Here is a 17,217-nt window from a genome sequence, read left to right as displayed (position 1 = left end):
AGCCTGCCATGGGGCTTGCGCCGTGCAACGTGCGCAGAGCTGGCCTCTTCGGACGAGGTTGTTCGGGCTGAGCCATTCGGCGCCCGGAGCTCAGCCCCGGCAGGCCCGCCAAGCGGCTCAGCCTCGGCCGTTGCGCAGCAGCTTGCCCGGCAGCGGGCCGTGCGGGTCGACGGCGTCGGCGCCATCGCGGCGAATGACGGTGCCGTTCACGATCACTGCGTCGATGCCTTTCGCATCAGAAATGAGGCGGTCGGCGCCGGCGGGAAGGTCGTATACGCGCCGCTTGCCCAGATGGCCGACCTCGTCGGCGTCGAACACCACGACGTCGGCAGGCTTGCCCTGCGCCAGCGTGCCGCGATCGGTGATGCCGAACACCTCGGCGGGGCGCTGGGTCAGCATGTGGATTGCGGTCTCGAGGTCGAAGCTGCCCCGATCGCGCACGAAGGTCTGCAAGAACTCTGTGGAGTACTTGGCGTCACACAGCTGGCTGGCGTGCGCCCCAGCGTCGGACAGTCCGATCACCGTCGTCGGGTCGTGCAGCAGCTCGTCGATGTCGTCAGGGTCGTGGTTGAGCACGTCCTGGATGACGCGCATTTCCAGGTCGGCCTCGAGCGCCATGTCGAGCACCCAGTCCACCGGATCCTGGCCGGCATCGTCGGCCATCTGCTGCACGTTGCGGCCTTCGAGCTCTGGGTTGTGGGGCAGGTAGCTGACTTCGGTTCGAGCCCAGCGGTCGCCGATCTTGCCGCCGTTGCCGGCTTTCTCCTTGAACTCGGCTCGCCAGTCGGCGTCGGCGTAGTAGCGCTTGCGCCCTTCGAGATCGCTCTTGGAGACCGGCGCGAAGCAGCGCAGGGCTTCGTAGATGAAGGGTGCCTTCCAGCTCATCTCGAACTGGATGGGCTGCACGGCGACCTGCGGGAACACCGGCAGGCCACGCGCGGCGATCTCGCGCGCACGCTCCAATTCAACACGGTGGCTGCCCGGACCTCGGGCCGAGCCCAGCAGTGCCGTCCAGCTCACGTGGGCCCCGGTGGTCTCGGCGATCCGTGCGAATTCGTCGTGGCTCAGACCCCGACCCACGGTGGCCTGCATCACACCGCCGACATCGCCGAGCGCCTGGGCGATTTCGATGATCTCTTCGGTGGTCGCGGCACGGCTGGGAACCGGGCGTCCCTCGTAGCCGACATGGGTAGATGCCTTGGAGGTTGCGAAGCCGAGCGCTCCGGCTCGCAGCGCCTCGGCTACCAGGTCGCGCTGAGCAGCGATCTCTTCGGGGGTGCCCTCTCGCTCGGTGGCCTCTTCGCCCATGACGTACATGCGGGCGGCGGTGTGCCCGATCAGCGCTGTCATGTTGACTGCAGCGCCGTTCGATTCGAGCGCATCGAGGTACTGCGGGAAGGTCTCGAAGCCCCAGTCGCCGAGGCCGGCACGCAACGCATCGACGCTCATGCCCTCGACGTTCTCAAGCGTGCGCATGATGAGGTCGCGGTGCTCTGGCCGGGTAGGTGCCACCGAGAACCCGCAGTTGCCCATCACGATGGTGGTCACGCCGTGCCACGGCGAGCAGCTGACCAGGCGGTCCCACATGATCTGCGCGTCGTAGTGGGTGTGGATGTCTACGAACCCGGGACAGACGATGCGCCCGGTGGCGTCGATCATCTGCGCAGCTTCAGCGGGCGCCGTCCCGAGCGCCACGACCTTGCCGCCCGAAATGCCCACATCACCGACAAACCGGGGCGATCCCGTCCCGTCGATGATCGTTCCGCCTGTGATCTTCAGGTCGTAAGCCATGTCGTAAACCCCGTGCTCGCCGCGAACGCGCCCCTGCTCTCGGGTTGGATCAACCCGAGGCCGCGACGGCCACGTTAGTGCTGAGACCGCAAACGTTCACGATGTCGCCAGCGGTGGTGTTGGTGGGCGTGTCGCGAGCATCACCGGAGGTGGCGTAGTTGGCGGTGGTGGCGTTGTTGGCGGTGGTGTCCCGGTTGCTGGTGTCGCCAGTGGTGGCGTCGCCGGCCGCGAGGGGTGGGATCACGGTGGACCTTTCGCCATTTTGTGGCTGGATTGGCCGGAGATGTGAGAGCGGTGTGTGGTGGTCCATCTGCCGGGGCCAGGGCGTCGCTCAAGTCGCTGGTTGTTGTTGTGGAGCTTGTCGTGGCAGTCGTTGCAGAGGGCTGCGAGGTTCGGGGTGTCGGTGTTGCCGTTGTCGGCTGCCCATTCGTCGATGTGGTGGTAGTCGCAGCGGTGCATGGGTGAGCGGCACAGCACGCAGCCACGGTCGCGTACAGCCACGGCGAGCTGCTGGGCGACGCTGGCGTGTCGACGGCTGCGTCCGAGCCACAGGATCTCTCCGTTGGTGTCGAACAGAGCGCCTGCGATGCGCGTGTCGGGTGAGAGGTTGTCCAAGATTGACGGCGGGACTGGTCCGGTGCCGAGCAGTTCGCAGGTTCCGTCGGGCTTGGTGCCGTCGATGACGCCGATCTCGGCGATGATCACGAGCTGGTTGGGTGCTCGAGCGGGCCGCCAGCGTTCGACTGAGCGACCCGCCGCGCCCTCCGAGGCGACATCGGCGTCCCCACCGAGCCCCGCATTGATGCGCCCGCCGTGTCCGTCGTCGGTGTGCGGGCGACCCCCGCGGTTGGGGGTGTGTGCGGCAGGGTGACCGATAGTAGCTAGGGCGTTGCGGTCGGTGATCATTTCAAACAGGCTGTCCGCGAGACGCTGGCGGTTGTCGCGGATCTGGTCGGGTGTGCCGTCGCGTCCGCCGTCGAGACGCCACAACGCGTCGTTGTATTTCTCGAACGCCTGGCGCACCAACGCGAAGCTGACCGGGTCGAACTCGGCGTGCAGCACACCCATCCCAGTGGACTCATCGACAAACAACGAAGCACAACGCTCACTGCGCTGACGGCCCAATTCGGTCTCAGCGGCGGCGGGGTCGTGACGGGCCGCGAACTTCATGGCTTGCTCGCGCAGCGTCTCAGGCGAGACCACCGCGGCGGCTTCGAGCAGTTCCATTGCGGTGTTGACCGCATCAGGGCTGGTGCGCCGCGCAGCGTCGGCGAGCACAGCCGCGTGCTCGACGTTCAGCTCGCCGACAGCCAGGCCGCGAGCCACGTTCGGCATCTGAGCGACCTGCTCGCTGACCTCCACGGTGCGCTTGGCGTCGCGCTTGCTCACACGCGCCCGGTCACGCAACGCCGAACGGCCCGAACCCGCACGGGCGGCTTCGAGTGCGGCGGTCGTTGCGAGCAGCAGTGCGTCTGTTGCTGACCGCAGTCGTGACGCAGCGGCGATGACGTCGCTGAGCGTCTCACAGTCTGTTCCGCCCAGCGGCACCCGCGATGCTCGGGTAACAACGTCACGTGCTCCGCACAGCACCGACAACACACTCTCCGCCGAAGGCGAAGACGGCCCACCGGCAGGTGACGGTGGCCCATCGGCGGGTGACGACGGCCCAACCGACTCGACTGGCGAGGCCATCGGAGATGGCACGGCCATAGCTGCGTCGTCCGCCGGCATGGAACCTGTCGGCATTCCCGCCGCCAGTTCGCTACGAACGTCGGTGTGCGTCATGACAATCACTGTAAATAAAGGGTGTGATACCAAAACCTCGAAACGACACCCCAACGGCACCTCCGCACCCGAACCGACTCCAACGCAAACGTTGGCAGACACAGCACGAGCCGCACTCCTTGCAAGCGGCCCTGAGTACCTCCGCCCCTTCGACTCAGGTTCCGCATTGAGGCAAGAACTGACTCAAGCCGGGCTCAACGCCCGCATCGATGCGCGCCTGACCGCGCCACGCCTAGACCGACTGGTAGCACCAGACGCTGGTGGCCTACGTAGGGTTCTCACATGAGCAACGCCGCCCTTGCCGACGAACTGGTCAATCGGATCACGTGGAAGATTCCCAACGCGCTCGCTCTCGTCGGCTCTCGCTCCGGCGAGGAACGCAATGCCATGACGACCAGCTGGATCACGCAGTTGTCGATGGAACCGGTGCTCATCGGCGTCAGCGTCGAGAACACCGCCGTCACGCACCGGCTGATCTCCGACGGCGGCTCGTTCACCGTGAACCTCTGGGATGCAGAGAACACCCGGCCGTTCGTGAAATTCTCCAAGCCTGCTGCCTACGAGCCTGCTTCCCATGACACGGCGAGCGACGCCGAAGGGTCGGCGACGGGAACCTTGAACGGCTGGTCGGTGTACGAAGCCGCCACCGGGGCGCCAGTGTTCGTCGATGCCGCCGCGTGGATGGACTGCGAGGTGCGCCACAGCGTGGACTTGGGCACTCACACGCTGTTCATGGGCGAACTCGTGGCAGCCGCCATCAACAACGACGAGGTGCGGCTCGCCTCGATGTCGGACACTCGCATGAAGTACGGCGGGGTCAAGCGTCACTGAGCGAGCTGCGCCGGCCGGGCTCGGACACGTCGGGCAGGCGCCCTGAGGCGTCCTCGGCTACGATGGACCGGTCCGTGCGCTCGGCCAATGGACCGGCGCATCGACTGTTTCCAACGAAAGAACCTACGTGCCCAAAGTCAAAGACGACGCCATCTTGCTCGAAGGCAAGACCGTCGAAGCCCTCAAGGGTGGCCATTTCCGTATCGTGCTCGACAACGGTCACGAGGTGCTCGGACACCTGAGCGGCAAGATGCGCAAGCACCACATCCGGATCCTTCCTGGAGACCGGGTGCAGGTGGAAGTCTCGGCGTACGACCTCAGCCGCGGCCGCATCACCTACCGCTATAAGTAATCCTCATGAGCAGTCCGGCGCAGCCGTCGAACGGCACGGTCAGCTTCAGCGTCGACGGCGACGTCGCCACGGTGACGCTCAACCGCCCCGAGACGCTGAACTCCATGAACGACGACTTCATGAACGACATCAGCGAAGCGTTCGGCATGGTGGCGGCAGACGATTCCATGCGTGCGGTGATTCTCACCGGGGCTGGACGAGGATTCTGCTCGGGCGCCGACCTGCGCGGTGCGGTCGCCGATGGTGCGCAAGACGTCGATCGCCAGGCTCCGGGCGATGCCACGACCGACTCGATGGACAACGTGTTTCATCCGGCCATCCGAGCGGTCGCCGAGTGTCCAGTGCCGACGGTCGCCCGCATCAACGGCGTCACCGCTGGCGGCGGCATCGGTCTGGCCCTCTCGTGCGACATCGCTATCGCAGCCCGATCGGCATTCTTCGTCGCAACGTTCGGGCCTCGGCTCGGCATTGTCCCCGACCTTGGCACGACCTGGCAGCTCCCGATGCGGGTCGGCCGGGCACGGGCGCTGGGCATGACGCTGCTCGGAGAGCGCGTCACGGCAGATCAGGCGGCCGATTGGGGCCTGGTGTGGAGGACGGTCGACGATTCCGAGCTCGATGCTGCGGTCGCCCAGGTGGTCGACGTGCTGCGTCGCAGCTCTCCGGCGGCGATGGCGCGGATCCGATCAGCGGTCGATGGCGCAATGCAGCGTGACCTCGCCGACCAGCTTGATGTTGAGATGGGCCACCAAGCGGTGCTCATCCCGCGCAACATGTCGCACGGCGCAGAGGCGTTCTTGGCCAAGACTGAACCTTCGTTCCCGGGCGAGCGTTACTGACCCGTCCCGGGATTGCTGCGCAGCGCCAGCGGCTGTGCAGTGCTGGCAGACTGGCGCCATGACCGACACGCTCGAAGCACCGACGACAGCCAATGCCGCTGCGGCGCGGGTTGACGCCGCCATCGACGAACTGCTGGCATCGCACGACCCCAAGCAGTTGAGCTACGCGGAGTTCCGCGGGGCACAGTTCGACGCCGGTCTGGCTTGGGTGCACTTCGACGAGGGTCACGGCGGCTTGAGTGTCATTCCACAGCTCCAGCGCCGGGTCGAGGAGCGGTTGCGGACCGCCGGTGCCCGGTCGATGAAACCTGTCACCTTCTTCATGCACCTGGCCGGGCCGACCATCCACACGCACGGCAGCGAAGAGGTCAAGCAGCGCTTCCTGCGGCCGATGTTCACTGGCGAGGAGCTCTGGTGCCAGCTGTTCAGCGAACCGGGTGCGGGCAGCGACTTCGCCGGGCTGGCAACCCGGGCGATCGCCGACGGCGAGGAATGGATCGTGAACGGCCAAAAGGTGTGGAACACGCTGGCCCACCTCGGCGACTTCGGCATGCTCGTGACGCGTACAAATCCCGAGGTGCCCAAGCACCGGGGGCTCACCTACTTCGCACTCGACATGAAATCGCCAGGTGTAGAGGTGCGCCCGCTGCGCCAGATCACCGGCGAGGCCGAATTCAACGAGGTCTACATGACCGATGTTCGTGTGCCAGATGCGAGCCGCGTCGGCGACGTCGGTGACGGCTGGCGGGTGTCGCTGACCACGCTGATGAACGAGCGCAACGCCATCGGCGGCGGCAGCGGCGGACCGCCCAAGCCGGGATCAGGACCGATCTCGGTGCTGGTGAAGCTGTGGAACCAGCGCCCCGAAGCTGACCGCGACGAGGTCACTCGAGATCGCCTGACGAAGCTGTGGACCCGTGCGGAAGTGCTGCGACTCACGAACATGCGCGCAGGGGCCAACCGCCGCATGGGCAATCCCGGACCCGAGATGTCCATCGCCAAGCTGGCCTATGCCGAGCTGAACCAGGCGCTCATGACCTGTGCGGTGGACATGATGGGTGCCGACGGACTCGTCGGCTACGACTACACGTTCCGCCGCCCAGGCGACCTGTCAGTGGACGGTTCCGACGGCGGCGTGCAGCACGGCTTCCTGCGGGTACGCGCCAACTCCATCGAGGGCGGCACCTCCGAGATCATGCGGAACATCCTCGGAGAGCAGGTCCTGGGGCTCCCGGGCGAGCCACGGATCGACAAGGACGTCCCGTGGCTCGAAGTGCCCCGCAACTGAGGCACGCCAGAACAGTCAGTCGATCAGCTCAGGCGATCAAGTCAGTCAAGGAGCAGCGATGACGGCGACCGACAGCAGCACCGAGGCGCCTCCCGCACCTGAGGTGCCGAAGCGCACTGCGGCGGTTGCCCCCCGCGGCGTCAATCACCTTGTGCTGAACGTGCGCGACATAGAAGAGTCGCACCACTTCTGGAGTGATCTGCTGGGCTTCCGTCAAGTCGGCAATCTCGTTGCGGCGCCCGACGGCCGCGAGCGTCCCACCATGCGCTTCTACAGCGGTGTCCGGGACGCTGCACAGGGTCAGCACCACCATGACATCGCGCTGATGGAACAACCCGACCTGCCTCCGCCGCCCGAAAAGTGGACGCTGTCAGGTGGCGGCTGCGCAGTGAACCACATCGCCATCACCTATCCCGATCGGGAGTCGTGGCTCGCTGAGGTGAAGTTCCTGATCGACAGCGGCGTGAGGATCAGCCGGCGTACCGACCACGGCATGACGCACAGCATCTACATCACCGACCCCAACGGCTACGGCGTCGAAGTGCTGTACGACCTGCCACGGGAAGTCTGGGAGAACGACATCAACGGGGCGCTGAACTACGCCGTCGACCACCCCCGCTCAGAAGCGCTCCACGACGACACCGACTATCTCGACGACTTCACCGGCTGGGGAGATCCCGCCGACAAGTTCTAACAACGGCAACCCTGGGGCGGGACCGGGCGAACGCTCAGCCCAGCCCCGACGTAGCCGTCAACACCGGGCCAGGCCGCAGCCCAACCCGGTGCGCTGCCGGCTCAATTGACGCGAGGCCCCCTCAACTCTTGGCCTCGGTCAGCATGTCCTGCACGATGAGCCCCAGGTCGCCCATCTGGGGGATCAACTCCAGCCGGGCGTACACCTCTGGCGGCGGGTAGATGCCCGGATCCTCCAGAATTTCTTCCAGGATGAACGGCGTTGCGGCTGTGTTCGGGCTGCCGTAGTACGTGTAGTTGGTCAACGCAGCACCGTTCTGCGCGTCAAGCAGGAAGTTGATCATGGCGTGGGCCGAGCACACGTTGTCGGAGTTGTGCGGAATGGCCATCGTGTCCACCCAGCGGACACCGCCCTCGATCGGGATGGTGTACACGTGAGTCTCATACGCATCGGTCTCGAAGAAGGCCTGAGCGAATCCGCCGCTCCAACCGTGCGCCACATCGACCTCGCCGTTGACCAGGTCGTCGCCGAAGGTCACCGAGTCGTACTTCAGCAGCCGATCATTAGTGGCCTTGAGCAATGCGCCCGCTTCACGCACGGCCTCCTCGTTACCGGACTCGATCACCTCAGTGATGCTGTAGCCCAAGTACTTCAGCGCCGCCGAAACGGCCTCGGGCGCGTCGTCGAGCATGGAGATGTCGCCCGGCACCAGCGCCGCCGTCTCAGCATCGAAGATGACCGCCCATGACGACTCGCCGCCCAGCGTGTCGAGCATGTCGTAGGTCATGCCGATGCCCGTCGTGCCCCACTGGTACGCCACATGGAAGCGGTGCTCGGGATCGAACGGCGGGTTGTCCCACGCATCGTCGATGTTCGCCGCATTGGGCAAGGCATCGAACTCCAGCGGCAGCAGCAGATCCTCGGAGATCATCAACGCCACCATGTAGTCCGAAGGAATGACCAGGTCATAGATGGCGGCACCTGACTCGACCTGAGTGAGCATCTGCTCGTTCGACTCATACACCGAGTAGTCGACGCTGATGCCTGACTCCTCCTCGAAGGCGACCAGCAATTCCTCGTCGATGTAGTCGGCCCAGTTGTAGAACGCCAGGTCGCCGTCGGTCTCGCCGGGTTCGCAGCCGACGTCGGCAGCCGCAGCATCACCGGCATCTCCCGCATCGGGTGCCGCGGCAGTCGTGGCGGCAGCCTCGCTGGCATCGTCGTCGTCTCCGTCGCCGCATGCGGCGACCAGCAGCACGGCGACAACGGTGACTGCGAGCCACCGACTGCGGCGCAGCCGGCCTCGGGTGCTCGCTGAATCGGTCATATTTCCTCCCTCATGGACGTCCCAACGGAACGCCGCTGTATGTATTGCGCTGTATGTATTGCTCTGTGTGAGCGTGCTTGTGTCGAGTGGTGCCGGTTCACGGCGTGATGCTCCGAGGCCGCTGCAGAGCCAGCGAGGCCACGACCAGCGTGATCGAGGCGGCCAGCATGAGCGTGGAGATGGCGTTCAGCTCGGGCGTGACACCTTGGCGGATGCTGCTGAAGACGTACACCGGCAGGGTCGTGGCGCCCGGGCCGGCCGTGAAGGCCGAAATGACGACGTCGTCGAGCGACAGCGTCAACGCCAGCAGGGCGCCGGCCGCAATGCCTGGCGCTATGAGCGGCAGCGTCACCCTCCTGAACGTACGCCACGGGGTGGCATACAGATCACGTGCGGCCTCTTCGAGCGTGCGATCGAACTGATCCAGGCGGGCGCGCACGACCACCGCGACGAACGAGATGTTGAACGCGATGTGGCTGAGGGCGACCGTCGTAACTCCCAGGGTGAGCCGCGGGCCGAAGGCGTCGATGAGTTTGAATGCCTCGGCGAAGAACACCAACAACATGACGGCCATCGTGATATCGGGGATGACGATGGGCAGGTAGACGGTGCCGTCCAGCGCCCGCCTCCCCTTGAAGCGGTAGCGGTCGAGCGCAAGAGCCACCGCAGTCCCCAGCACTGTCGACACGATCGTCGAGGTGAAAGCGACGACCAGTGACACCCGCAGCGCGCCGACCACCTGGGTATTGCCAAGAGCCTCGCCGTACCAACGCGCCGAGAGGCCTTGCCAGACGTTGACCCGCTCGGAATCGTTGAACGAGAACACCACCAGCACCGCGATCGGCACGTAGAGGAACGTGAACACCAGCCACGCGTTCGCCGCCAGCAGCCGTCGAGACGAGCGCTTGGTACCCGCAGTGTCGAGACTGCTCATGGCGCACCTGTCATGGCGCACCTGCTCGGGTGCGTTCGGCGTTCTCCGAATTGCGCTGATTGATCGTCACTGCGATGAGCATCGCCACGATCACCAGCACGCTCAGCGAGGCGCCCAGCGGCCAGTTGCGAGCAGCCTGGAACTGGCGTGCCACGTATGAGCCGATGAGCAGCGTCTTGGCGCCGCCCAGAATCTCGGGCACGACGTAGGAGCCGAAGCTGGGCACGAACACCAGCACGCAGCCCGCCACGATGCCCGAACGGGTCAGCGGAACCGTCACCCGCCAGAACGCCTTCGCGCCGCTGGCGTAGAGATCGCGGGCGGCCTCGACCAAGCGCCAGTCCATGCGCTCGAGGGCCACATACAGCGGCAGCACCATGAACGTCAGGAACCCGTACACCATTCCCAGCACGACCGCAGTGGGTGTGAACAAGATGCGGAACGTGCCGAAGCCCAAGGCCTCGCTGAGCGCTGAGGCCGGGCCATTCGAGCCGAGCAGGAAGCGGATTGCGAAAATCCGCACGAGTCCGTTGGTCCAGAACGGGATCATCACCAGCACCAGCAGACGGGCACGGACCCTGGGGGAGCGGGTGGCCAGGTAGTAGGCGAAGGGGTAAGCGACCACCAGGCACAGCACGGTCGTGATGAAGGCCAGCCAGGCCGAGCGGCCGACGATGCCCAGAATCACGTCGTCGGCGAGGCGCTCATAGGAATTGAGGTTCCAGCCGCTGAGCGAGGTGCGGCCCGTCGATGTGCGCGTGGCGAACGAGTACACGGTGATGAGGCCCAGCGGGACCATGAAGAAAATTCCCAGGTACAGCGCACCGGGCGAGGCGATGAGCGTCCCGATGCGCCGAGCCCGGCGCTGCGCGGTCTGCTCCTGGGGTGTCAGCAGCGCTTTCGCTGGGCTGGTTCGGCGACGCAGCGTGGGCATCAGTCCGCCACGACGGTCGTAGTGGCCGGGGCCCAGCTCACGCTGACCGGCTCGCCCGCGGCCTGTGCCGCCTCACCGGTCTCGACCCGGGCGGTGACCGTCGTTGCGTCGTTGCTCGTGCCGGACGCCGCGCCGACCGACACCGTGTAGACGAAGGCGTGGCCGAGGTAGGTGACGTCGAGGATGACACCGTCGAGGCACGGAGCACCGGCGGGCGCCTCGCCCCACCGATGCAGCCGCACCTGTTCAGGGCGCACGCTCAACGCGGCAGGGGTGCCCGCGGCCAGATTGCTCTGTGCAGCAACGACTGCCCCAGCGTGCAGGCGCACCGTCGAGGAACTCTCCACGACGCCCTCGAGCAGATTCGTCCGCCCAATGAAGTCGGCCACGAAGCGGCTGGCGGGATGCTCGTACACCTCCGCGGGCGTGCCGACCTGCAACAGGCGGCCGTGCGACATCACGCCCACCCGGTCGCTCATCGCCAAGGCTTCTTCCTGATCGTGGGTCACGAACACGAACGTGATGCCCACCTCACGCTGGAGGACCTTGAGCTCCACCTGCATTTCCTGGCGCAGCTTCAGGTCCAGCGCTCCCAGGGGCTCGTCGAGCAGTAGCACCTTGGGGTGGTTCACGAGCGCCCGGGCCAGCGCGACCCGCTGCTGCTGACCTCCCGAGAGCTGCGAGGGCCGACGGTGTTCCATGCCTTCGAGCTGAACGAGCGCGGTTGCCTCGGCAACCTGCCGATCGGCCTCGGAACCGCGGATGCCGCGCATGTTCAGGCCGAAGGCGATGTTCTGGGCCACCGTCATGTGCGGGAACAAGGCGTACGCCTGGAACACGGTGTTGACGGGTCGTCGGTCCGGTGGTGACGAAGCGACTTCGTCGCCGTGGATCAGCAGGCTGCCCTCGCTGGGAATGTCGAGGCCGGCGATCATGCGAAGCGTCGTGGTCTTGCCGCAGCCCGATGGTCCGAGCAGTGCGAAGAACTCGCCGTCAGCGATCCGCAAGTTGACCGAGTCGACCGCTACGACATCGCCGAACCGTTTTGAGAGGTCGCGCAGCTCCACAGCCGGTGCGCCGGTGCCGGCCGAGGTCTCGTCCGCGGTTGTGTTCATGTGAGTCCCACGGGGTTGGGCGGGACACCAGCACGCACTGCACGGGTGCAGATGAAGTCGTGCGCGATGGTCGCTGCTGCCAGAGCGGTGATCTCGGAGACGTCGTATGCGGGGGCAACCTCCACTACGTCCATTCCGACGATGTCGACCGGCGAGAGGCCACGCACGATCTCGAGCGCCTGGGCGGTGGTGAGACCGCCCGATACCGGAGTCCCGGTGCCAGGGGCGAAGGCCGGGTCGATGCAGTCGATGTCGAACGTAAGATACGCCTGACGATCCCCAACACGTTCCAGCACGACTTCGATGACAGCGTCGGGGCCGTTGCGATGCACCCAAGGCGCGCCGAGCACCGTGAAGCCGTGATCGTCGTTGTGGGTGCGGATGCCGATCTGCACCGAGGCCGACGGGTCGATGATGCCTTCACGCAGGGCTCGCAGGAACATCGAGCCGTGGTCGAGCCTGCCGGGTTCATCGGGCCACGTGTCGGGATGCGCGTCGAAGTGGATGAGTGCCAACGGGCCGTGCTTGGCGGCGTGGGCCCGCAGGATCGGGTAGGTGACGAAGTGATCACCGCCGAAGGTGACCATCTGCGCGTCGTGAGCAAGGATCTCGGTCGCGTGGTTCTCAATGTGCTCGACGGCTTCGCTCGGGTGGCCGTAGTCGATGAAGCAGTCCCCGTAGTCGGCGACGGCGAGGTGTTCGAAGGGGTCGAAGCCGAAGGGGTACGCGTCAAGCTCGGCGAGGCCGACCGAGGCCGCCCGGATGGCTCGGGGCCCCAGCCGGGCGCCGGATCGGTTCGAAGTGGCCATGTCGAAGGGGATTCCCGACACGACGATGTCGGCCCCGGCAATGTCGCGTGTGTAGCGGCGGCGCAGGAACGACAGCGCCCCGCCGTAGGTCATCTCCGGCAACCGGCCGAGCAGGCTTTCGGACCGGAACGCCTGATCGCCGATGTCGGAGGCGTCAGCCCCGGCGACCAAGCCCCCGCCGCCCGAAGGCGACTCCGCAGCGTCGCTCATCTGGCGTCGCCTCGAAGGTCTGGGTTGTGCCACACGATCAGCGCCGCCCAGCTCTCAGTGGCCGGATCGGTGATGTAGTTCGGCAATCCGCACACCGCGGAGAATCCGTTCTCGATCTGGAAGCTCAGCGTACGGTCATAGAGCCGGCCCGCTCGAACCTCTGCGATGTACTCATCGGCGGTCATGTCCGCCTTGTGCTCGGCGTAGCCAGGGATGACGCCTCCCGCCACGATGCCCGCCAGTCCGAGATCTACGCAGACCTGCTTGCGCAGCTCGTACAGCTCGGCCCCGATGCCGCGGCGCCGGTACTCGAGCCTGGTGGCGATGCTGGTGCCGTAGTACCAGCGACCTTCGCGAACGTGACCGCTGCCGGCGTGGTCGTCGGGCACGATGTCGGCGATGGTGTGTATCGGATTGTCCAGGTCGAAATTGCAGCGGATGCCGACGCCCATGGCGACCAGCTCGTCGCCGTCGAATCCGGCGAAGCAGCCTTCTGAGAAGTCACGCGCCAGCTGGTCGAACGCTTCGGCGTCGTACAGGTCGTGCGGGTCGGAGGTCGGATGGGAGGCCAGCTCCAGCGCCTCGAGCTCGGCTGCCCATTCGGGGACGATGCAGGCGTAGGTGAGGCCCGAGCGCTCGCCCACGGACACGGCTTCGATCTCACGCATCGCAGACCCCCTGCAGGCGCCTGCGGCACCCCGCTGCCGCGCGCGACATTACTGCTGCGACAAGAACCGACTGATCGCGGCAGTAGTTTCCGCGATATGGCCGTTCACGGTGATGCTGAGCCCTGGTCACTCGAGACGGCGTCGACGACGCCGCTGTGGATCGATCGTCTGGAGCCGCCCATCACGCCGCGAGCCGGTGTCGATGGCGATCTGGACGTGGATGTCGCCATCGTGGGCGGCGGATTCAGCGGGCTGTGGACGGCGTACTACCTTCGGCAGCTCGAACCATCGCTGCGCGTCGCCGTGCTGGAGCGGCATTACTGCGGCTTCGGGGCTTCGGGGCGCAATGGCGGCTGGGCGGTGGGGGAGCTTGCCGGCTCTGTCAGTGACTATGCGCAGCGCTCAAGCCCGACCGAATCACGACGCCTGCTGCGGGCCGCTTTCGATGCGGTGGACGAGATCGGCAGGGTCGCTGCCGCCGAGGGCATCGACTGCGACTACGCAAAGGGCGGCACGATCCGGTTGGCGCGCACCGCTCCCCAAGCTGAGCGCCAGGTCGCCGACATCGCTGAGGCCCGGGCGCTGGGTTTGACCCCCGACGAGATCCGCCTTCTCGATGCCGACGAGGCGGCAGCCCAGCTGAACGCCACCGACGTGCGCAGCGGCATCCTGCTCGGGCCCTCAGCCGTAGTGGACCCCGCCAAGCTGGCCCGCGGCCTCGCGGCGGTCGCCGAATCGGCAGGGGCGGAGATCTATGAGCAGTCCCGAGCGAGGGCGATCGGCGGGGGTGCCGTGCAGGTTGGCCGCAGCGAGGTGCGGGCACCGCTGATCGTGAGGGCGACCGAGGCGTACACCCGGGACCTGCGTGGGCTCCGGCGCGACATCCTGCCCGTGTACTCGCGCATGGTGGCTACCGAGCCGCTGCCCGACGAACTGTTCGACGACATCGGGTTGGTGAACCGCCCCAGCTTTGCCGACGACCGTCGCATGGTGACCTACGGCCAGCGCACAGCCGACAACCGGATTGCCTTTGGTGCCACCGGTGTGCCTTACAGCTTCGGCTCGCGGATCGTGCCATCTGCCGAGACCCACCTGGGCATGCACCGGCGGATCTGGCGCGTGCTGGTCGAGATGCTTCCCCAGCTCGCAGATGCGCGCATCACGCATCGATGGGGCGGTGTGCTCGGCATCCCACGAAACTGGCTGCCGGGCGTGCACTTCGACCCGCGGACCGGCCAAGGCGTGCTCGGCGGTTACGTGGGCGAGGGCGTGGCGGCATCCAACCTTGCGGGTCGCACGATGGCTGAGCTGATCTGCGAGCGCGACACCGAGCGCACCAGCCTGCCCTGGGTGGGAGTCACCTCCCGGCGCTGGGAGCCCGAGCCGCTGCGTTGGCTCGGTGTACGTGTCAGCCGAGCCCTGCTCGGCGTCGCCGATGACCGCGAGCTGCGATCGGGCAAACCCGACCGCCTGATGTCAGGGATAGCGAAGCTGCTGCGCGGCGGCCACTGACCCTCACTCAGATCGTCTCAGCTGAGGTATACGGCTCCCACCGGGACGGCCCCAATCGATGTCGTGCATGGCAGCGCCAGAGGTGATGACGGGCAACCGATACGCATGGTGGCGTATGGCCGGCGTACTGGCGGAACTGCTTGCCGGGGCGCGGATCACATGGGATTGAAGTGCAGGCTTGGTTATGGCTGCGTGGTGACGCTGGCAGTCCAGTCCCAGATCGGATCGCCGGTATCGGGCATTTCGACGGCTGCCCCGAGCAGGGTCTCGTATCGCTGTTTGAGGGTGGGATCGGTGTCCAAGAGCGTGATGTTCTTGGGTGCGTACGTGCGGAGCATCTGCACGACTGCTGTGTCAGCCGGGGGCAGGGAATACCCCATGACGACGAGTCGTTGCGCGCGTTCGAGTCCTTGGCGGGCGGCGTGCCAGTTCTGGCGGATGATCTCGTGGTTGAACAGAGGCACCTTCGAAAAGCATGGCGGGATGATGTAGGGCACCAAGTGTCTGAGGCGACCTTGGGCTTCGTCCTCGTGGTCGGTGTCGATGGCATAGATCGGTTGTCCGCGCCCGCTCTCGCCGGGATACTGCCAGTCGACGGAGCCGTGCAGCTTCGCTAGGCGGAATGCCGCCGGGAGGGTGGCGTCTCCGAGCCTCATGGCGCCGCTGTAGGCACTGGTCGGCGACAACGGCACTGCGCGGATCGCATTCGCGGCCAGCACTCCGGCTTCTCTCAGGCCGATGTAGTCGGGGCGGGCTTCCACGCAGCGTTCGATGATCGTGTCGTAGTTCAGCGTGATCACAGTGCTGAGATTCGATTGCCAGAGCCTGAGGAGATCGAAGATCACAACAGGGTGCGCGCCTTGGAATGACTCACGTTCAACTTCGGTGATGTATCGACCGAGCCAGTCAGCGATTCGATGGAACACGGCGGCGGCTTCTGTGTTCTCGGCGTCGCTGCGATACGGCTGTGGTGTTGCCAGCGAATCGAGCCACGACTCCAGATCGTCCGCATGTGGGAGGCCGAAGCGTTGCGTCAGCGGCCAACCCTCATCTTCAACCGTCTGCTTGAGAGCAAACAGCAGCGCTGACATCGTCGGCATTGTCTCGCTCACAGCGCACGAGAACCCGGCGCCCAGGAGATAGACCTCACCGCTGCGTCGGCGAATGGGCGACGGCGGCACTGAGCTGTAAGCGACCGAAAGCCAGTCTCGCGACTCATCAGCGGTTCTTGTCTTGCTGACCCACCAACCCCAGCCGTCCTCGAACCCTTCGTCTGACGCTCGTTGCTGCATCAGCGACAACATGTGCTCACTAGCCTCGGTGCCCAAGGGCGAGGGCTGCGGGCCCGTGTTGCCCACCGCGTCGTAGAACGGACGGGGCTGCTGGTGCATGACGCGCACCGCTGCATGCATCGCCTCGAAGAGGGGGTAGCCGTCTCGAGGGCTGCCTTGGCGATGGCCGGTGCCGTCTTCTGTGCTGAGCATCTGCGCGGCGAGTGCGTACACATGCGCCAAGTAGAGATCAGCTTGGACTCGGCAGTCGCTGCAGTGCGAAGGGCTGATGCGTTCCCAAGCATGACGGCGCGCCGCAGTGGCAGCATCCTTCATGGGCGCCGTCTGTGACGTGTCCTGACGACTCAAGAGCCTTGTGTTCCCTGAGAGACTTGGCGCTTCGCGATCGTCTCCACCGACACCAATCGTGAGGTTACGAGCCCTGCAGCGTGTTCGACGGCCGAGAAACTTCGAGCAGGCCTGATCTCAGTAGCGGCCAGCATCGGTTTATTGCCCGAGAGGCAGCCGCCTCGAGGCTGGGTATCCGCATTTGATATGTGCTGACGCCCAGTTCTCTGACTCGGGTGCTTCGTCCCACATTCGAATGGCGGCTTCGCCGTAGACCTTGGTGAGTTCTTCCAGCCGCAAGAGATCCTCCGGCGACCAGTCCGCTGTGTGCTTGGAGTTCCGTGCCATGAGGGCTTCGGATTCGTCGTAGGCGCGCTTCCACTCGTCGTAGTGGCGGCACCACGACGGGCGATCCGGCTTCCGCGACTTCCTTCTACGGAGCATGTGCCCAAAAGTAGCATCGGCCTCGGGCGAAGCAGCCGGTATCGAGTCGTCCAGTGCCCTACATT

General features: G+C 65.9%; 17 protein-coding genes. 6 read left to right on the top strand and 11 right to left on the bottom strand.

What is annotated here, in order from left to right; all coding sequences use genetic code 11:
* Window positions 1-117: 117 nt before the first annotated feature.
* From ACOOHB_RS05580 to ACOOHB_RS05570, 3 genes are read right to left on the bottom strand one after another with little or no spacing between them, the layout of a single operon-like run.
* A complete protein-coding gene (locus ACOOHB_RS05580) occupies window positions 118-1,791 on the bottom strand; it encodes an N-acyl-D-amino-acid deacylase family protein (protein WP_420443819.1) in 1,674 nt (557 codons plus the stop codon).
* 49 nt (window positions 1,792-1,840) lie between these two features.
* Window positions 1,841-2,035 (bottom strand): hypothetical protein, encoded by a 195-nt coding sequence (locus ACOOHB_RS05575; protein ID WP_420443818.1) that lies wholly within the window; start codon window positions 2,033-2,035, stop codon window positions 1,841-1,843.
* Window positions 2,032-3,576: an HNH endonuclease gene (locus tag ACOOHB_RS05570; RefSeq protein ID WP_420443817.1), complete on the bottom strand. Its 1,545-nt coding sequence runs from the start codon at window positions 3,574-3,576 to the stop codon at window positions 2,032-2,034. The genes ACOOHB_RS05575 and ACOOHB_RS05570 overlap by 4 nt, the downstream gene beginning before the upstream one ends.
* Window positions 3,577-3,858: 282 nt before the next feature.
* Between ACOOHB_RS05570 and ACOOHB_RS05565 the strand changes: the two genes are divergently transcribed.
* The 5 genes from ACOOHB_RS05565 (at window position 3,859) to ACOOHB_RS05545 (ending at window position 7,580) form a co-directional block, all read left to right on the top strand.
* Window positions 3,859-4,407 carry a flavin reductase family protein gene (locus ACOOHB_RS05565; RefSeq protein WP_420443816.1) on the top strand — a complete coding sequence of 183 codons (549 nt, stop codon included), beginning with the start codon at window positions 3,859-3,861 and terminating at the stop codon, window positions 4,405-4,407.
* Window positions 4,408-4,534: 127 nt separating this feature from the next.
* Window positions 4,535-4,759, top strand: a complete 225-nt coding sequence (gene infA, locus ACOOHB_RS05560; RefSeq protein WP_420443815.1) for a translation initiation factor IF-1 — start codon at window positions 4,535-4,537, stop codon at window positions 4,757-4,759.
* Between the two features lie 5 nt (window positions 4,760-4,764).
* Window positions 4,765-5,598 carry an enoyl-CoA hydratase/isomerase family protein gene (locus ACOOHB_RS05555; protein ID WP_420443814.1) on the top strand — a complete coding sequence of 278 codons (834 nt, stop codon included), beginning with the start codon at window positions 4,765-4,767 and terminating at the stop codon, window positions 5,596-5,598.
* Window positions 5,599-5,656: 58 nt separating this feature from the next.
* Window positions 5,657-6,886 (top strand): acyl-CoA dehydrogenase family protein, encoded by a 1,230-nt coding sequence (locus ACOOHB_RS05550; protein ID WP_420443813.1) that lies wholly within the window; start codon window positions 5,657-5,659, stop codon window positions 6,884-6,886.
* Window positions 6,887-6,944: 58 nt separating this feature from the next.
* Entirely contained in the window at window positions 6,945-7,580 is a 636-nt protein-coding gene (locus ACOOHB_RS05545; RefSeq protein ID WP_420443812.1) for a VOC family protein, read from the top strand.
* A 121-nt stretch (window positions 7,581-7,701) separates the two neighbouring features.
* Here the strand turns inward: ACOOHB_RS05545 and ACOOHB_RS05540 are convergent, their stop codons facing one another.
* The 6 genes from ACOOHB_RS05540 to ACOOHB_RS05515 all read right to left on the bottom strand — a co-directional run bounded on the left by ACOOHB_RS05540 (window position 7,702) and on the right by ACOOHB_RS05515 (window position 13,577).
* A complete protein-coding gene (locus ACOOHB_RS05540; protein WP_420443811.1) occupies window positions 7,702-8,907 on the bottom strand; it encodes a polyamine ABC transporter substrate-binding protein in 1,206 nt (401 codons plus the stop codon).
* A 97-nt stretch (window positions 8,908-9,004) separates the two neighbouring features.
* Window positions 9,005-9,841, bottom strand: a complete 837-nt coding sequence (locus tag ACOOHB_RS05535) for an ABC transporter permease (protein WP_420443810.1) — start codon at window positions 9,839-9,841, stop codon at window positions 9,005-9,007.
* A gap of 10 nt (window positions 9,842-9,851) precedes the next feature.
* The gene (locus ACOOHB_RS05530) at window positions 9,852-10,775 is read right to left on the bottom strand and encodes an ABC transporter permease (RefSeq protein WP_420443809.1); all 924 of its coding nucleotides are present in this window, start codon (window positions 10,773-10,775) and stop codon (window positions 9,852-9,854) included.
* A complete protein-coding gene (locus ACOOHB_RS05525; protein ID WP_420443808.1) occupies window positions 10,775-11,890 on the bottom strand; it encodes an ABC transporter ATP-binding protein in 1,116 nt (371 codons plus the stop codon). The genes ACOOHB_RS05530 and ACOOHB_RS05525 overlap by 1 nt, the downstream gene beginning before the upstream one ends.
* The gene (gene speB / locus ACOOHB_RS05520; protein ID WP_420443807.1) at window positions 11,887-12,909 is read right to left on the bottom strand and encodes an agmatinase; all 1,023 of its coding nucleotides are present in this window, start codon (window positions 12,907-12,909) and stop codon (window positions 11,887-11,889) included. The genes ACOOHB_RS05525 and speB overlap by 4 nt, the downstream gene beginning before the upstream one ends.
* The gene (locus ACOOHB_RS05515) at window positions 12,906-13,577 is read right to left on the bottom strand and encodes a GNAT family N-acetyltransferase (RefSeq protein ID WP_420443806.1); all 672 of its coding nucleotides are present in this window, start codon (window positions 13,575-13,577) and stop codon (window positions 12,906-12,908) included. Before ACOOHB_RS05515 ends, speB begins: the two co-directional genes overlap by 4 nt.
* 96 nt (window positions 13,578-13,673) lie before the next feature.
* Here ACOOHB_RS05515 and ACOOHB_RS05510 point away from each other — a divergent pair, with 96 nt between their 5' ends.
* A complete protein-coding gene (locus ACOOHB_RS05510; protein ID WP_420443805.1) occupies window positions 13,674-15,089 on the top strand; it encodes an NAD(P)/FAD-dependent oxidoreductase in 1,416 nt (471 codons plus the stop codon).
* 182 nt (window positions 15,090-15,271) lie between these two features.
* On the opposite strand, the gene ACOOHB_RS05505 is transcribed toward ACOOHB_RS05510, so the two are convergent.
* Together ACOOHB_RS05505 and ACOOHB_RS05500 are read right to left on the bottom strand one after the other, a co-directional pair.
* Window positions 15,272-16,696, bottom strand: a complete 1,425-nt coding sequence (locus tag ACOOHB_RS05505) for a hypothetical protein (RefSeq protein ID WP_420443804.1) — start codon at window positions 16,694-16,696, stop codon at window positions 15,272-15,274.
* Between the two features lie 171 nt (window positions 16,697-16,867).
* Complete coding sequence (locus ACOOHB_RS05500) at window positions 16,868-17,152, bottom strand: hypothetical protein (protein ID WP_420443803.1); 285 nt, start codon at window positions 17,150-17,152, stop codon at window positions 16,868-16,870.
* Window positions 17,153-17,217 lie beyond the last annotated feature (65 nt).

The organism is Candidatus Poriferisodalis sp., assembly GCF_965215815.1.
Lineage (GTDB): Bacteria > Actinomycetota > Acidimicrobiia > Acidimicrobiales > Poriferisodalaceae > Poriferisodalis.
The sequence above is the reverse complement of the archived record's forward strand: the minus strand, read 5'-3'. Positions and strand labels throughout refer to the sequence as shown.

Excerpts from the sequence above, each read along its gene's own strand:
- ACOOHB_RS05580 (WP_420443819.1), bottom strand. The coding sequence starts at position 1,791 with ATGGCTTACGACCTGAAGATCACAGGCGGAACGATCATCGACGGGACG.
- ACOOHB_RS05570 (WP_420443817.1), bottom strand. The coding sequence starts at position 3,576 with ATGACGCACACCGACGTTCGTAGCGAACTGGCGGCGGGAATGCCGACA.
- ACOOHB_RS05565 (WP_420443816.1), top strand. The coding sequence starts at position 3,859 with ATGAGCAACGCCGCCCTTGCCGACGAACTGGTCAATCGGATCACGTGG.
- ACOOHB_RS05555 (WP_420443814.1), top strand. The coding sequence starts at position 4,765 with ATGAGCAGTCCGGCGCAGCCGTCGAACGGCACGGTCAGCTTCAGCGTC.
- ACOOHB_RS05550 (WP_420443813.1), top strand. The coding sequence starts at position 5,657 with ATGACCGACACGCTCGAAGCACCGACGACAGCCAATGCCGCTGCGGCG.
- ACOOHB_RS05545 (WP_420443812.1), top strand. The coding sequence starts at position 6,945 with ATGACGGCGACCGACAGCAGCACCGAGGCGCCTCCCGCACCTGAGGTG.
- ACOOHB_RS05540 (WP_420443811.1), bottom strand. The coding sequence starts at position 8,907 with ATGACCGATTCAGCGAGCACCCGAGGCCGGCTGCGCCGCAGTCGGTGG.
- ACOOHB_RS05535 (WP_420443810.1), bottom strand. The coding sequence starts at position 9,841 with ATGAGCAGTCTCGACACTGCGGGTACCAAGCGCTCGTCTCGACGGCTG.
- ACOOHB_RS05530 (WP_420443809.1), bottom strand. The coding sequence starts at position 10,775 with ATGCCCACGCTGCGTCGCCGAACCAGCCCAGCGAAAGCGCTGCTGACA.
- ACOOHB_RS05525 (WP_420443808.1), bottom strand. The coding sequence starts at position 11,890 with ATGAACACAACCGCGGACGAGACCTCGGCCGGCACCGGCGCACCGGCT.
- speB (WP_420443807.1), bottom strand. The coding sequence starts at position 12,909 with ATGAGCGACGCTGCGGAGTCGCCTTCGGGCGGCGGGGGCTTGGTCGCC.
- ACOOHB_RS05515 (WP_420443806.1), bottom strand. The coding sequence starts at position 13,577 with ATGCGTGAGATCGAAGCCGTGTCCGTGGGCGAGCGCTCGGGCCTCACC.
- ACOOHB_RS05510 (WP_420443805.1), top strand. The coding sequence starts at position 13,674 with ATGGCCGTTCACGGTGATGCTGAGCCCTGGTCACTCGAGACGGCGTCG.
- ACOOHB_RS05505 (WP_420443804.1), bottom strand. The coding sequence starts at position 16,696 with ATGAAGGATGCTGCCACTGCGGCGCGCCGTCATGCTTGGGAACGCATC.
- ACOOHB_RS05500 (WP_420443803.1), bottom strand. The coding sequence starts at position 17,152 with ATGCTCCGTAGAAGGAAGTCGCGGAAGCCGGATCGCCCGTCGTGGTGC.